The 13,858-nt window shown below is 31.2% G+C and carries 15 protein-coding genes; 8 read left to right on the plus strand and 7 right to left on the minus strand.

Features of this window, described 5'->3' with window-relative positions:
• Positions 1–37: 37 nt before the first annotated feature.
• The 3 genes from ACYU7A_RS09435 to ACYU7A_RS09445 are packed head-to-tail and all read left to right on the plus strand — an operon-like array spanning position 38 to position 1,167.
• Positions 38–253: a DUF2007 domain-containing protein gene (locus ACYU7A_RS09435; protein ID WP_298307043.1), complete on the plus strand. Its 216-nt coding sequence runs from the start codon at positions 38–40 to the stop codon at positions 251–253.
• 7 nt (positions 254–260) lie between these two features.
• Positions 261–614 carry a cupin domain-containing protein gene (locus ACYU7A_RS09440; RefSeq protein ID WP_460576024.1) on the plus strand — a complete coding sequence of 118 codons (354 nt, stop codon included), beginning with the start codon at positions 261–263 and terminating at the stop codon, positions 612–614.
• Positions 615–645: 31 nt separating this feature from the next.
• On the plus strand, positions 646–1,167 hold the full coding sequence (locus ACYU7A_RS09445; protein ID WP_460576026.1) for a hypothetical protein: 522 nt from the start codon (positions 646–648) through the stop codon (positions 1,165–1,167).
• Positions 1,168–1,169: 2 nt separating this feature from the next.
• On the opposite strand, the gene ACYU7A_RS09450 is transcribed toward ACYU7A_RS09445, so the two are convergent.
• Entirely contained in the window at positions 1,170–2,393 is a 1,224-nt protein-coding gene (locus ACYU7A_RS09450) for an MFS transporter (protein WP_460576028.1), read from the minus strand.
• 236 nt (positions 2,394–2,629) lie between these two features.
• Between ACYU7A_RS09450 and ACYU7A_RS09455 the strand changes: the two genes are divergently transcribed.
• Positions 2,630–4,264 (plus strand): ABC-F family ATP-binding cassette domain-containing protein, encoded by a 1,635-nt coding sequence (locus tag ACYU7A_RS09455; RefSeq protein ID WP_345089460.1) that lies wholly within the window; start codon positions 2,630–2,632, stop codon positions 4,262–4,264.
• 110 nt (positions 4,265–4,374) lie between these two features.
• Here the strand turns inward: ACYU7A_RS09455 and ACYU7A_RS09460 are convergent, their stop codons facing one another.
• The 5 genes from ACYU7A_RS09460 to ACYU7A_RS09480 form a co-directional block, all read right to left on the minus strand.
• Entirely contained in the window at positions 4,375–6,687 is a 2,313-nt protein-coding gene (locus ACYU7A_RS09460; RefSeq protein WP_460576030.1) for a vWA domain-containing protein, read from the minus strand.
• A 45-nt stretch (positions 6,688–6,732) separates the two neighbouring features.
• Positions 6,733–7,128 (minus strand): carboxypeptidase-like regulatory domain-containing protein, encoded by a 396-nt coding sequence (locus tag ACYU7A_RS09465; protein WP_460576032.1) that lies wholly within the window; start codon positions 7,126–7,128, stop codon positions 6,733–6,735.
• A 30-nt stretch (positions 7,129–7,158) separates the two neighbouring features.
• Positions 7,159–8,064, minus strand: a complete 906-nt coding sequence (locus tag ACYU7A_RS09470; protein ID WP_460576034.1) for a hypothetical protein — start codon at positions 8,062–8,064, stop codon at positions 7,159–7,161.
• Positions 8,065–8,067: 3 nt separating this feature from the next.
• Positions 8,068–8,568 carry an RNA polymerase sigma factor gene (locus ACYU7A_RS09475; RefSeq protein ID WP_344814936.1) on the minus strand — a complete coding sequence of 167 codons (501 nt, stop codon included), beginning with the start codon at positions 8,566–8,568 and terminating at the stop codon, positions 8,068–8,070.
• Positions 8,569–8,704: 136 nt separating this feature from the next.
• Entirely contained in the window at positions 8,705–9,538 is an 834-nt protein-coding gene (locus tag ACYU7A_RS09480) for a DUF6929 family protein (RefSeq protein WP_460576036.1), read from the minus strand.
• Between the two features lie 59 nt (positions 9,539–9,597).
• Here ACYU7A_RS09480 and ACYU7A_RS09485 point away from each other — a divergent pair, with 59 nt between their 5' ends.
• The 4 genes from ACYU7A_RS09485 to ACYU7A_RS09500 all read left to right on the plus strand — a co-directional run bounded on the left by ACYU7A_RS09485 (position 9,598) and on the right by ACYU7A_RS09500 (position 12,763).
• Positions 9,598–10,473 (plus strand): PPK2 family polyphosphate kinase, encoded by an 876-nt coding sequence (locus tag ACYU7A_RS09485; RefSeq protein WP_460576038.1) that lies wholly within the window; start codon positions 9,598–9,600, stop codon positions 10,471–10,473.
• Positions 10,474–10,555: 82 nt separating this feature from the next.
• Positions 10,556–11,962, plus strand: coding sequence for an MATE family efflux transporter (locus ACYU7A_RS09490; RefSeq protein WP_460576040.1), 1,407 nt, complete (start codon positions 10,556–10,558; stop codon positions 11,960–11,962).
• Positions 11,946–12,524, plus strand: a complete 579-nt coding sequence (locus tag ACYU7A_RS09495) for an NUMOD4 domain-containing protein (RefSeq protein ID WP_460576042.1) — start codon at positions 11,946–11,948, stop codon at positions 12,522–12,524. The genes ACYU7A_RS09490 and ACYU7A_RS09495 overlap by 17 nt, the downstream gene beginning before the upstream one ends.
• Positions 12,525–12,535: 11 nt before the next feature.
• Entirely contained in the window at positions 12,536–12,763 is a 228-nt protein-coding gene (locus ACYU7A_RS09500) for a hypothetical protein (RefSeq protein WP_298115261.1), read from the plus strand.
• Here the strand turns inward: ACYU7A_RS09500 and meaB are convergent, their stop codons facing one another.
• A complete protein-coding gene (meaB, locus tag ACYU7A_RS09505) occupies positions 12,764–13,846 on the minus strand; it encodes a methylmalonyl Co-A mutase-associated GTPase MeaB (RefSeq protein ID WP_460576045.1) in 1,083 nt (360 codons plus the stop codon).
• Positions 13,847–13,858: the final 12 nt, after the last annotated feature.

A 13,858-nucleotide genomic window follows, 5' to 3' on the forward strand; every position in this document is an offset into this window, starting at 1 on the left:
GTTTACAATATACATCTATACAATATAAAACACAAAAATGGGTTTAATCAAAATATTTTCAGGAGAAGAAGTTCTAGCTATTTCATTACAAGAAAAAATAGAAGCAGTTGGGATAAATACAGTTTTAAGACACAACAATCAAGCGAATGTTCTACCAAGTATTCAAACTTCAAAAGCTGCTGAATTATTCATTCAAGAAGTTGATTACGGAAAAGCAAGTCCAGTAATTGAGGAATTTAGATTGAGTTTATAAATTAAATATGAAAGCAATTCGATTACTAAATGATGATCTTGGAAATTCCTATTTTGAAACAGGAACTTTGCCAGAATACCATAAAATTGAAGTCGAATATTTCAACATTCAAACCAAGATTGAACCTTGGCAACAAGAGCAACACACAGCACCAAGAGAACAATTTGTAGTAACTTTAAAAGGAAAACTAGAGTTCACAACTTCCGAAGGAAATACGTTTATAATTGAGCCTGGAATTATTCTAATAGCAAAAGATATTGACGGTGAAGGTCATTCTTGGAAAATTCTTGATGGAGATGTTTGGGAACGAGTTTATATTGTTCCAAGACATAATGATTTAGATTATTTTGTTGCTGATTAAAAGCTATTTAAAGAAAACTAATTATGAATATATGAATAAATTTGTAATTCTATTTTTAGTTCTACTATGTTTTTCATGTAAACAAGAAAAATATACTACAGAAAGTTTACTTCTTGAAAATTTAAAAGAAACTTCTAGTTTTTATGAAATTCAAGCCAAGCAAATTTCTGAAGCAATTAGTGCAAAACAAGAAGATTTTGGTTATAAATCAGGAAAATTGGATACATTAAATCAAATAACAATAAAGCTTGATAAATTATTTATAGACTTAAAGTCAAAAAATAAAGAAGAGAAAGTTACTGTTCAAGACAAGTTTATAAAAGAAATAAATAATCTTAATTCTGAATACAAATTAAACAAACTTTCCTCAGAAAAATTAGATGTTTTAGATAATGAAACTTTATATTTTTATTTAAAATCAGAGTATTATAAAAATCAATTTGAAAATTATACAAAGTATTATTCAAAAATGGGAACTAACTGTGGTTTTGAAAAATATTCTGAAAAGAAAGAAGAATTAATTAAAATTATTGAAGCTTCAGATATTAAGTAATGTTATCTAAACAAATTCAGTTTATAGGATAAAGTCGAAATTAAAACGCCAAAAACTCCAATAAAGGCAAACGAATATTTCAAGCTTGTAAGTTCGGCAATGTAACCTATTACTGGTGGTCCAATTAAAAATCCGACAAAGCTGATGCTTGAGACTATTGTTAACGCAACACTTGTTGAAACTTTTTTGCTGTTTCCAGCTGCATTAAATACAATCGGAATTACATTAGAAACTCCAAATCCAACTAACATAAAAGCCATTGTACAGGGAATCAAATAAGGAAATAAAACAGCGCAATATAATCCGATTGATATCACAAATCCACTGGTAAGAATCACATTTCTTGAACCAAATTTTCGAACTAAAACATCACTTAAAAAGCGTCCAATTGCCATAGTTATCATAAAGGAAGTGTAACCCAAAATAGCTAATGCGCCAGGTGCATTTACAATTTCTTTAAAATAAACACCACTCCAATCAAACATTATTCCTTCACTCGCCATACATAAAAAGCAAATCAAGCCATACCAAATCAAAGTCTTATCTTGAATTTTGAAGAATGAGGTTTTCTCTTTTTCTACTGGTTTTTGAGGTTTGACTTTTACTAAATAATTATAATTAGTTGCAATTAATAAAGTTATAATCAATAAAACTATTAGGAAATGTTGAAATGGAGATAATTTTAAATAAAGCATTAATAAAGCTAATAAAGCTCCAGAAAATCCAGCCAAACTCCATGAACCATGAAACGATCCTGTGATAGGTTTGTCAAACAATTGCTGTGTAAAAACGCCTTGACTATTTACAGCAATATTGCAAAAATTACCAAAAAATCCGAAGAGAAATAAACCTAAAGCTAATTGCCAACTTTCTGTCGGTAAACCTAATAAAGTCAAGAAAAAAGCATAAACAAAAAGTCCTAAAATGGCTATTTTTCTACTGCCATATTTTGCTACAACTATTCCAGATAAAGGCATTGCAATTAATTGACCTGCTGGTAAAGCAAATAAAATTGAACCTAAATCAGATTCGCTTAAATTCAAACTTAATTTTAAATCAGGAATTCTACTTGCCCAAGTTGCAAAGCAAAAACCCATTCCGAAGAAAAATAACGAAGTTGCTATTCTTATTCGAATAAGATAAGATTGTTTCGCTTTTTGGAACGATTTTTTAATCTTCGCTTTCGGTAAAATTTTGCTTAAAAAACTATAGTCAATTAATGGCATAAGGTTTCATTAGATTTTCAAAATTACTCTAAATTTATTTTTTGCCTTTCAAATTGTGTAACTAAATCTTCCGAATTATTTAAACTTTAAAAAATTAGCATTTCAATTAATAAATCATTGAAAAACAAACCTTTTTTTTCTGATATTGAAATTGATAAATTCCTTAATTAATCTATCTTTGCACCTTCAAAAAAAAAATCTGATAATCTAATTATCTAAAAATCTAACAATCTAAAATGATTACAGTTAACGATATTGCCGTTGAATTTGGTGGAACAACTCTTTTTAGTGAAGTAACATTTGCTATCAATGAAACTGATAAAATTGCCTTAATGGGTAAAAATGGTGCAGGAAAATCTACCTTGTTAAAAATTGTTGCCGGTGCAAATAAACCAACACGTGGAAATATTTCAGCGCCAAGTGATGCGGTTGTTGCCTATTTGCCTCAACATTTATTAACAGAAGATAATTGTACGGTAATGGAAGAAACATCAAAAGCGTTTGCTGCGGTGTTAAATATGAAAAAAGAAATCGACGAAATCAACGAACAATTGACCATTCGTACCGATTATGAAAGTGATGACTATATGAAATTGATTGAAAGAGTTTCGGAATTATCTGAAAAATACTATTCAATTGAAGAAGTGAATTATGAAGCCGAAGTTGAAAAAATATTAAAAGGATTAGGATTTGAAAGAGAAGATTTCAATCGTCCAACAAAAGAATTTTCAGGTGGTTGGAGAATGCGAATTGAATTAGCAAAAATCTTACTAACAAAACCAGATTTAATTCTTCTAGATGAGCCAACTAATCACTTAGATATGGATAGTATCGAATGGTTGGAGGATTTTTTAATCAATCAAGCTAAAGCCGTAATGGTAATTTCGCACGATAGAGCCTTTGTAGATAACATTACAAATAGAACTATCGAAGTTACAATGGGAAGAATTTATGATTACAAAGCCAAATATTCTCATTATTTAGAATTAAGAAAAGACAGACGCGTTCATCAGCAAAAAGCATACGACGAGCAACAGAAATACATCGCAGATAATCAAGCATTTATTGACAGATTTCGTGGTACTTTTTCAAAAACCGATGCCGTTCAATCGCGTGTTAGAATGTTAGAAAAAATTGTTCCTATCGAAGTGGATGAAATTGATAATTCGGCTTTGAAGTTGAAATTTCCACCATCAATTCGTTCAGGTCAATATCCGGTAATTGTTAAAGATTTAGAGAAATCGTATGGCGATAAATTGATTTTCAAAGATGCTAATATCGTAATTGAACGCGGCGATAAAGTAGCTTTTGTTGGTAAAAATGGTGAAGGAAAATCAACTATGATTAAAGCCATCATGAAAGAAATCGAAATCAATAGTGGTTCGGTTGAGGTCGGACATAATGCTCAAATTGGTTACTTTGCTCAAAATCAAGCGGCTTTATTAGACGAAAACGCTACTATTTTTGAAACAATTGATAATATTGCCGTTGGTGATGTTCGAACTCAAATAAAAAATATTCTTGGAGCTTTTATGTTTCATGGCGATGATACAACCAAAAAAGTAAAAGTACTTTCTGGTGGTGAAAAAACGCGTTTGGCAATGATTAAATTATTGTTAGAACCTGTAAATCTTCTAATTTTGGATGAGCCATCAAATCACTTAGATATGAAAACTAAAGACATTATCAAAGATGCTTTGCGTGATTTTGATGGAACTTTAATTCTAGTTTCACACGATAGAGATTTCCTTGACGGATTGGCTACCAAAGTATTTGAATTCGGAAACAAACGAGTGAAAGAGCATTTTGAAGACATAAAAGGTTTCTTAGCTCACAAGAAAATGGATTCTTTGAAAGAAATTGAGAAGTAATTTTAAGTATTAAGACTTTAGTATTAAGTATTAAGACTATCATATAAAGTAAACCCGATAAATTCTATGAACTTATCGGGTTTTTTAATTAACCAATTTAACCTAACTATTTATTTTATTGCTTCAACTAGTCTGATAAATTCAGCTCTGTAACCTTCTGAATCATTTACCAATCCTTCTTTAGCTAAAGCAGCAATATCTATTGATGATTTATTAAGAACTAGTTTTGAGTCTCTTAGTTTTAATCCAAACCATGCTACAGCTACACTAAATTTAAAGTCTGACGATGCAGTGTAAAAGGCATCATGTTTGTTAGAAATAAGTGCAGTCATTTCTGTACTTTTATCACCATCAGGTTTTTTATAACGGAATTTAATTGTAGCTAATTCGTTATTGAAATTTGTACTTGAAGCATCTGTTTTAGTATATTTTAAATCAGATGGTTCTTGATACAATTCATTTTTTACACCTGTTGGAATAATTTCATATAAAGCCGTAACGGTATGACCACTTCCTAATTCACCAGCATCGATGGCATCATTTTTAAAGTCTTCAGGACGCAATTTTCTGTTTTCATATCCAATTAAACGATAAGCTTGAACTAAACTCGGATTGAATTCAATTTGAATTTTTACATCTTTTGCTATAGCAAACATCGAACCTTTAAACTCTTTACCAAGAAAACGATTGGCTTCTTGAATGTTGTCGATATAAGCATAATTTCCGTTTCCTTTGTCGGCAAGAACTTCCATTTTACTGTCTTTGTAATTTCCCATTCCATAACCTAAACATGTTAAGAAAACACCTGATTTTCTTTTTTCTTCAATTAAAGTTTGCATATCAGTATTCGATGATGCTCCAACATTAAAATCGCCATCTGTTGCTAGAATTACTCTGTTATTTCCATTTTTAATAAAATTCTCTTGTGCTACTTTGTAAGCCAATTCAATGCCAGCGCCACCAGCAGTGCTTCCACCAGCATTTAGTTTATCTAAAGAGTTTATTATGGTTTCTTTCTCACTTCCAGACGTAGAAGGCAGAACTAAACCTGCTGCTCCAGCATAGACTACAATTGATATTCTATCTTCTTTGCGAAGTTGATTCACCAATATTTTTAAAGATTGTTTTAGTAATGGCAATTTGTTAGTATCACTCATTGAACCCGATACATCAATAAGAAAAACCAAATTTGAATTTGGTAAATCTTTTGTTTGAATATCTTTTCCTTGCAAGCCAATGCGAACAATTTTATTGTTGCTGTTCCAAGGACAATCATTGTAATCGGTATTTATTGAAAAAGGATGTTCATTTTGAGGTTGAGGATAATTATATTTGAAAAAATTAACCATTTCTTCAACTCTTACCGCATCTTTTGGAACTGTTTGACCATTATTTATAAATCGTCTTACATTTGTATAAGAAGCATTATCAACATCAATTGAAAATGTAGAAAGTGGTGCGCTTTTTGGACTTTCAAATTGATTTTCGATAAAGTTTTCATATTCCTCTTGATCAACTTCAATTTTGGTCGATTTTGGTTTTACAGGTGTTTTTTCTTCCTCTTCTGTATCATCATATTCAATGGTCGTTTTATTATTATATCCTTTTTTTGTAGTAACAACTATTACTCCATTAACACCTTGTTCACCATATAATGCAGCTCCTTGAGCTCCTTTAATAACATTTACATTATCAACAATATTTGGTGGAAGTTGATTTAATGCTTCAGTTGATGAAATAACATTATCAATCACAATTAATGCTTGATTATTTCCAGTTATTGATCGATTTCCTCTCAAAACAACTCTTGTTTCTCCATTTACACCATTACTTGTAGCATTTACTTGTAAACCAGAAACTTTTCCATTCAATGATTGTAAAACATTTGGATTAGAGGTTTGGTTTAATTCTCTAGAGCTAATTGTTTTTTGAGAAGAAACTGTTGCATCTTTTGTTCTTTTTATTCCTAATGCACCAACAACAACTACATTATTCAATACAGTTGATTTTTCACTTTTGTCATACACAACCTCCGAAATTTCAGATTGTTGAGGTGCAGATTTTATGTTATTATCATCAGAATAAATTGCATTTCTTCCAGAACCTACAACCACAACCTCTTGTAATTGATTGGATAATTCATTTAAAACTACATTGATTGTATTTGAAGTACCAACTGTAACGCCTTTTGTTTGGTATCCAATGTAACTAAAGACTAATACGTCACCACTTTTAGCTTTTATGGCATACTTTCCATAAGTATCTGAAGCAACTCCATTGGTAGTTCCTTTAATAACAATTGATGCGCCTGGTAGTGGACCATTCTTGTCGGTTACAGTACCAGTGATGTTTTTTTCTTGCCCAAATGTTAGGAAACATATAAGCATAGCAATGGCCGATGAAATAAGTTTTGAACTTTTCATAATATTAAATTTTAAGGTTAGACTATGTGTGAAGTGTTATTCTAGCTACGTTTTTTCAATAGCTTCTTTTGAAATTTTGATTATTTCTGTTTGATTTTTTTGTTTTCTAATGGAACTCTCAACTGGATAAGTTTCTTGCAATAAAATGGTATTATTTATTAAAACTATGTTTAATGTATTAGTTCTCTTCTTTATTTTTACTTTAAGAGAATCGTATCCGATAAAGCTAAATAGCAATGTATCACCAACCTTTGCTTTGATAGAAAATTTTCCGTCAAAATCGGTATGAGTAACTGTTTTAGTTCCTTTTATTTGAACAACTACAAATGGAAGTACTTCGTTTTTGTCAGAAACGATTCCTGTAATTGTTTTTTCTTGGCTAAAACTAAGGAAACAACAAAGCATAGTTATGGCTAATGAAATATGTTTAAGGCTTTTCATGGTTTAGTTTTTTTAATATGTAAATATGGTTTATTCCTTTTTGGGCAACGGTTTTCCGTCTTTTGTTGTGACAATTACGATGCCTTTTTTTCCCTTTTCTCCATAAATTGAAACTGCTTTTTCTGGAGGTAAAATAGAAATACTTTCAATCTTTTGTTTATTCAAAGGCGCATAAGGACTTGTCGGATTCGGACCAAATAATTCTTGTTCTGTGTAATATATTTTATTGATGATATAGAGAGGATCAGGTAGTTCCAAAATAAATTCAATGTCTTCATCATTCATATTAGATAATTTTTCTCTAGAAATTTCACCATCTATTACAACAATTGGATCTTGTTTTTTAGTATCCTTATTCTTTTTTAAATTATCATCATTCTTTTCTGCCTTAACTTCTTCATACGTTACTCCACGTGATTCAAAATTGTTATTTCCATACCAAGTTGAATTTGCTGCGTTTGTTGATTGATTGTATGCTCCAACACTTGGAGCTTTCATCATTTCGTCGTCAGATTTTTTTGAAATTGAAGGTACTGTATGGTATTTAAATACTACTGGTTCAGTAATTTGTTCTTTCAAAATTTCATCAGCGTTTTCTTTAATATTCGGATTTTCAATTTCTGTAGAAACTATGGCATTTTGATTTTCTAATGAATCTTGAATTATTGGTCTTTCAGCTTCTTTTGTTACGATTTCATTATTGGGTGAAACAATTTCTTTTTCGGTTTTTAAAAACTGATAACCAATGGTAACTACTAATACAATTGAGGCTGCAACTAAAAGTTTCTTCCAATTGTTGTTATGTTTCTTTTCAACTTTGGTATCTAGTTTTGCATCAATTCTCGACCAAACTTTTTCCATCGAGGGAAAATCTTTGGTTTCAGCATTTTCAGCAGCCGATTTTATTTTGTTGAATAAATTATCTTGATTATCCATGACTTATTTTACTTGTTGATAATAGTGATTGTTGACTAATTCTTTCAGTTTGGTTTTAGCCACATTCAATTGTGATTTTGATGTTCCTTCCGATATTTTTAGCATGCTCGCTATTTCTTTATGACCGTAACCTTCAATCACAAAGAGGTTAAAAATAGTTTTGCATCCTTCTGGAATAAAATTGAGTAAATTCAGCAAATCTTCTTCCTCCAAATGAGTTTCCGGCAACGTTTCCGGTTGCAGTTGGATACTTGCGTCTTCAATGTAAATATTAAAGTTTACATTTCTTTTCAATTGATGCAAACATTGATTTACTGTTATTTTTCTTGCCCAAGCTTCAAAAGCGCCCAATTCTTTCAACTGATCCATTTTGGTAAAAATAGTGTAGAAAGCATCGGCTAATACTTCTTCAATTTCTTCTTCCTTTTTTAAATACCTTTTACAAGTGCGATACAACTTAGGCGACATCAGTTCGTAAACTTGTCGCTGTGCATCGCGTTGCATTTTTCGGCAGTTAATAAGTATCGTTTCGTTTATCACAATTAAGGTATTTATTATAAAGAGAACATTTTTTATAAAAAGGTTGGGAAGAGATGAAAAAAAGTTTTAAAGTTTTATTCTATATGCTTTTCACTTTTCACTATTTACTAATCACTAACTTATAAATATTAGATTCTAAAACTTCGGTATCGTTATCTTCACAAAGTAAAAACTCAATTTCTTTTTCCGATTTTTTGAAAAGCGTTATTCCTTCAAATTTTTGTGTATTGGTAATTTTCTTTGTAAAATCAATTTTCATTTTCTTTACATCAATTCTTCCTACGATGCTTCCAAGCACTTCACCATCATTATAAGTTGAGTCAGTATTTTCTGCAGTTGCTAGAAAATAGATTTTGTCATCAACAAGAATTGCATCGGTAAAACTAGTTCTTATACCTTTTATTTTAGGTAGTTTGTATTCGTTTGATACAATTCGGAATTCATTGGCTAAGTTTTTTCCGTCGATAGTAAAAACTACATTTTTATTGGTTTTTCCATTACCTCTGTTAAATAAAAACCAAGTTTCACCATTAAAAATAGCACCTTCTAGATTAAAATCTTCTTCAGCTATTTTTCCAAAAGATTGCATAGCCAAATATAAATCGGATAAATCTTGCGATTTAATTACACTTTTAGATTTAGCATCAACTTGAACCATAATAGTTCTATTTACGGTTGAACCTGAGCCAAAAAGGTATAAACTATCTTGATGTTTTGTAATGGCTTCAAAATCGGGTTTAATGCTTTTAGGAATATTTTCTTCTGAATTTTCAGCTAATGCATGACGTTCAAGTTTGTTGCTATCGATATGATATTCATATAAGTAGGAGCTATTGTCACCAATAGCAAAAATAGTATTATCTTGATAAATCAATCCAGAAGCCGAGCCAAGACCAATGATTTTAAATAGTAACGTAAGTTGAAATTTTTCCATTTTGTGTAGTGTATGAGAAACCAAAAATACTATTTTTACAATAATTAAATGAATTAAAAATGAAATCAATTAACATAGAAGATTTTAAAGTTGTTGGAAACATAAATTTGTCAAAAATCCCAACAAAATTAGATATTGATACCGATAAAGAACAAGAGGAAGAAGAGTTGGACAAAGTTCAGATAAAGTTGAGCAAAAAGCAAGATGCTATGTATGCACACAATCGTCATGCGTTTTTAATTTGCTTGCAAGGAATGGACACCAGCGGAAAAGATAGTTTGATTCGTGAAGTTTTTAAAGAATTTAATCCACGTGGAGTAGTGGTTCATAGTTTTAAAACTCCAAATTCTACTGAGTTGGAACACGATTATTTATGGCGTCATTATTTGGCTTTACCAGAGAAAGGAAAATTTGCTGTTTTTAACAGAACACATTATGAAAATGTATTGGTAACAAGAGTTCATCCAGAATATATTTTATTTGAAAACCTTCCTGGAATCGAAAAAGTAGAAGATATCAAACCTCAATTTTGGGAAAATCGTTTTGAGCAAATCAACAATTTTGAAAAACATATCTCGCAGAACGGAACTAAAATTCTGAAGTTTTATTTTCACATGAGTAAAGAAGAGCAGCGTTTACGATTATTAAAGCGTTTGGAAAATCCAGAAGATAATTGGAAATTTTCAACAGGTGATTTAAAAGAACGCGAACGTTGGGATGATTACATGAAGTATTACGAAGAAGCTATTAATAAAACCTCGACAGAAATTGCACCTTGGTATATTATTCCGGCAGATGATAAAGGAGTTGCTCGTTACATTGTAGCCAAAACCATTTGGGAAGAAATGCAAAAATTAACCGATATCACCGAACCAAAGTTGGATCCAAAAGTTGCAGTAAATATTGAGATTTATAGAGAACAGCTAAAAAAATAAGTCAATACAGATTTTATTAATTTCTAAAATTTCTAAAATCTGTGTTCCTTTCTATTATCTTTGCGCACTCAAAAAAAGTACTGTGAATTTATCTCAATATACCAAAGAATTTCGTTATAATCTTCAACTAGCTTATCCAGTAATTTTGGGTATGCTTGGTCATACTTTAATTGGAATTGTAGATAACATTATGGTTGGAAAATTAGGTTCCACCGAATTGGCTGCAGTTTCTCTTGGAAATAGTTTGATTTTTGTTGCAATGTCAATTGGTATAGGATTTTCAACTGCTTTGACACCAATTATTGGTGAAGCTGATGCAGAAAAAGATAACAATAAAATCCGTTCAGCTTTTCATCACGGAATGCTTTTGTGTACCATTTTAGGTTTCGCATTATTCGGAATGGTTGTTTTTGCCAAACCAATTATGGAAATGCTGCATCAACCAAAAGAAGTTATTGAATTAGCAAAACCTTACTTAGATTGGGTTGCTTTTTCGTTAGTTCCACTAATAATTTATCAAGGATACAAGCAGTTTGCCGATGGTTTATCGATGACAAAATACTCGATGTATGCTATAGTTGGAGCAAATATTATTCACGTTATTATCAATTATTTATTAATCTACGGAATTTGGATTTTCCCAAAGATGGGAATTATTGGCGCCGCTCTTGGAACTGTAATTTCCAGAATTGCTATGGTAGTTTTTATGCACTTCATTTTGGCAAAACAAGAACGCTTGAAACAATACTTCAAAGGATTTAGTTTTGATGAAATTAAGAAAGCAACTATTGTCAAAATTGTAAATTTAGGAATGCCTTCAGCCATGCAAATGTTGTTTGAAGTAGTTTTATTTACAGCTGCAATTTGGCTTTGTGGAAACATCGGAAAAACGAGTCAAGCTGCTAATCAAATTGCTTTGAGTTTGGCTTCAATGACTTTTATGTTTGCTATGGGATTGAGCGTAGTTTCAATGATTAGAATTAGTAATCAAAAAGGATTGCAAGATTATAAAAATTTAGTTGTGGTGGCTCGTTCTATTTTTTTATTAGCCATAATAATTGAAGTAGTTTTTGCCATATTGTTTGTAGCTTTTCATCAAATCTTGCCGCCATTATTTATGGATATGAAAGATCAAGTTCAATTGGTTGATAATACTGAAGTTGTAACTATTGCTGCTAAATTATTATTAGTTGCCGCCATTTTTCAAATTTCAGATGGAATTCAAGTCGTAGTTCTTGGAGCTTTACGCGGATTACAGGATGTGAAAATTCCTATGTATTTAACCTTTGTAGCTTATTGGATTATTGGCTTTCCAATATCCTATTATTTAGGTGAATATACTGAATTGAAAGCTGTAGGCGTTTGGTTAGGGCTTTTAGCAGGATTAACAGCTGCAGCATTATTTTTGTACATTCGTTTTCATTATCTAACAAATTCATTAATTTTGAAAGATAGTTTAAAATCAACCCCAAATGATACAACTAAATAGAGGAGAAGAGTTCAAACAAATTATTATTGAACATCCATTGCAAAAGAAATATGCCGTTTCCAATCAAGGAAGAATTATTAGTTATACAGATGATTTTTTGAGTGGAAGAGAAATAAAATGCGCGTTGACTGAAGGTTTCAGAGTTTTTAGGTATCAAACTAGAGAAAATGGCAAACGCAAAGACAAAGGTTTTCTGGTTTATAAATTGGTAGCTCAATATTTTATTCCTAATGATAATCCAGAGCGAACGATGGTAATTCATTTAGATTTTAGCAAAGACAATGATAGAGTTGAAAATTTGATATGGGCTACAAAAAGAGAACAAATTGATTTTCAATCGAAAAACCCTAACGTTATAGCAAATAAAGCTCGAATTATCGAATTTAACAAAAAAGCTGATGGAGCTAAGTTAACTTCAACACAAGTAATAAGAATAAAAAAAATGTTGCAACGACCAGAGAATAAAACTCGTTTGGTTATGATTGCAAAACAATTCAATATTTCAACCCAACAATTATATCGCATAAGAACTGGCGAAAACTGGGGACACATTAAAGTTTAAAAATAAATACTATGCAATTACCAAAGTTTGTACTAGCCGACAACTCCGATTTTCCAGATGATATATTCGTTATACATTTAGATTTTCCACGTTTTATAATCAATTTAAAAGACGATGAAGTGGAGTTTTTAGAAGATTTAGAAGGAGAAGACGAAACCGAATTAGAATCCGAAATGGAACATTTAATTACACTAGCAGGTGAATTCTACGATAAAGAAATGGAAGCTTACGAAGAGTAATTATCTAAAATACTTTTCCAACAAATTCATAGCAGCTGCAAAGGGTGAAATTTCATCATTTTGGACTGCTTTTTTGTTTTCTTCCAATTGTTTCATAATCTCAGGATGATTATAGAAGTTGGATTTTAATTGCTCGTTTATGGTTTCCATCATCCAAAATTGATTCTGATTTTGACGTTTTTCTTCAAAATAATGATTGGTTTTTACCAATTCAAAATATTCTGAAATTGTTTTCCAAACGTTATCAATTCCTTCTTTGGTATAAGAACTACAAGTTGCTGCAGTTGGAATCCATCCACTTAGCTTTGCTGGGAATAAATGTAATGCTCTGTTGAATTCCGTTTTGGCTAATTTAGCTTTTGCAATATTATCGCCATCAGCTTTATTGATTACAATTGCATCTGCCATTTCCATAATGCCACGTTTTATACCTTGTAATTCATCGCCTGCACCAGAAATTTTCAAAAGTAAAAAGAAATCTACCATGCTATGAACAGCGGTTTCGCTTTGACCAACGCCAACAGTTTCAATGATAATGGTATCAAATCCGCAAGCTTCACAAAGAATTATGGTTTCACGAGTTTTTCTTGCAACACCTCCAAGTGTTTCACCAGAAGCACTCGGACGAATAAAAGCATTTTCATCTTTTACCAATTCTTCCATTCGGGTTTTATCACCAAGAATACTTCCGTGCGAAATAGTACTACTTGGATCAACGGCCAAAACGGCAACTTTTCTTCCTAAGGAAGTGATATGCTTTCCAAAAGCTTCTATAAAGGTACTTTTTCCAACGCCAGGAACGCCTGTAATTCCAATACGTATTGATTTATTGGCATGAGGTAAACAAGCTTGAATTATGGTATTAGCTTTTTCTAAATGTTCAGGGTTGGTGCTTTCTACGAGAGTTATAGCTCGACTTAAAGCTACTTTATCTTTTGACAAAATACCATCAATTAACTCTTGCGCAGAAGGTTGTTTTCTTCGCATTTGTTTAATTACTTCAACCGAAGAATTACTCAAACTCTGTGGTTGATTAACGCCATCTTTTTCCGATAAAGCCGATTTTTTTGATGATTGTTCCAATAGTAATGGTAT

Source organism: Flavobacterium koreense, from assembly GCF_054776075.1.

Excerpts from the sequence above, each read along its gene's own strand:
- ACYU7A_RS09435 (WP_298307043.1), top strand. The coding sequence starts at position 38 with ATGGGTTTAATCAAAATATTTTCAGGAGAAGAAGTTCTAGCTATTTCA.
- ACYU7A_RS09440 (WP_460576024.1), top strand. The coding sequence starts at position 261 with ATGAAAGCAATTCGATTACTAAATGATGATCTTGGAAATTCCTATTTT.
- ACYU7A_RS09445 (WP_460576026.1), top strand. The coding sequence starts at position 646 with ATGAATAAATTTGTAATTCTATTTTTAGTTCTACTATGTTTTTCATGT.
- ACYU7A_RS09450 (WP_460576028.1), bottom strand. The coding sequence starts at position 2,393 with ATGCCATTAATTGACTATAGTTTTTTAAGCAAAATTTTACCGAAAGCG.
- ACYU7A_RS09455 (WP_345089460.1), top strand. The coding sequence starts at position 2,630 with ATGATTACAGTTAACGATATTGCCGTTGAATTTGGTGGAACAACTCTT.
- ACYU7A_RS09460 (WP_460576030.1), bottom strand. The coding sequence starts at position 6,687 with ATGAAAAGTTCAAAACTTATTTCATCGGCCATTGCTATGCTTATATGT.
- ACYU7A_RS09465 (WP_460576032.1), bottom strand. The coding sequence starts at position 7,128 with ATGAAAAGCCTTAAACATATTTCATTAGCCATAACTATGCTTTGTTGT.
- ACYU7A_RS09470 (WP_460576034.1), bottom strand. The coding sequence starts at position 8,064 with ATGGATAATCAAGATAATTTATTCAACAAAATAAAATCGGCTGCTGAA.
- ACYU7A_RS09475 (WP_344814936.1), bottom strand. The coding sequence starts at position 8,568 with ATGCAACGCGATGCACAGCGACAAGTTTACGAACTGATGTCGCCTAAG.
- ACYU7A_RS09480 (WP_460576036.1), bottom strand. The coding sequence starts at position 9,538 with ATGGAAAAATTTCAACTTACGTTACTATTTAAAATCATTGGTCTTGGC.
- ACYU7A_RS09485 (WP_460576038.1), top strand. The coding sequence starts at position 9,598 with ATGAAATCAATTAACATAGAAGATTTTAAAGTTGTTGGAAACATAAAT.
- ACYU7A_RS09495 (WP_460576042.1), top strand. The coding sequence starts at position 11,946 with ATGATACAACTAAATAGAGGAGAAGAGTTCAAACAAATTATTATTGAA.
- ACYU7A_RS09500 (WP_298115261.1), top strand. The coding sequence starts at position 12,536 with ATGCAATTACCAAAGTTTGTACTAGCCGACAACTCCGATTTTCCAGAT.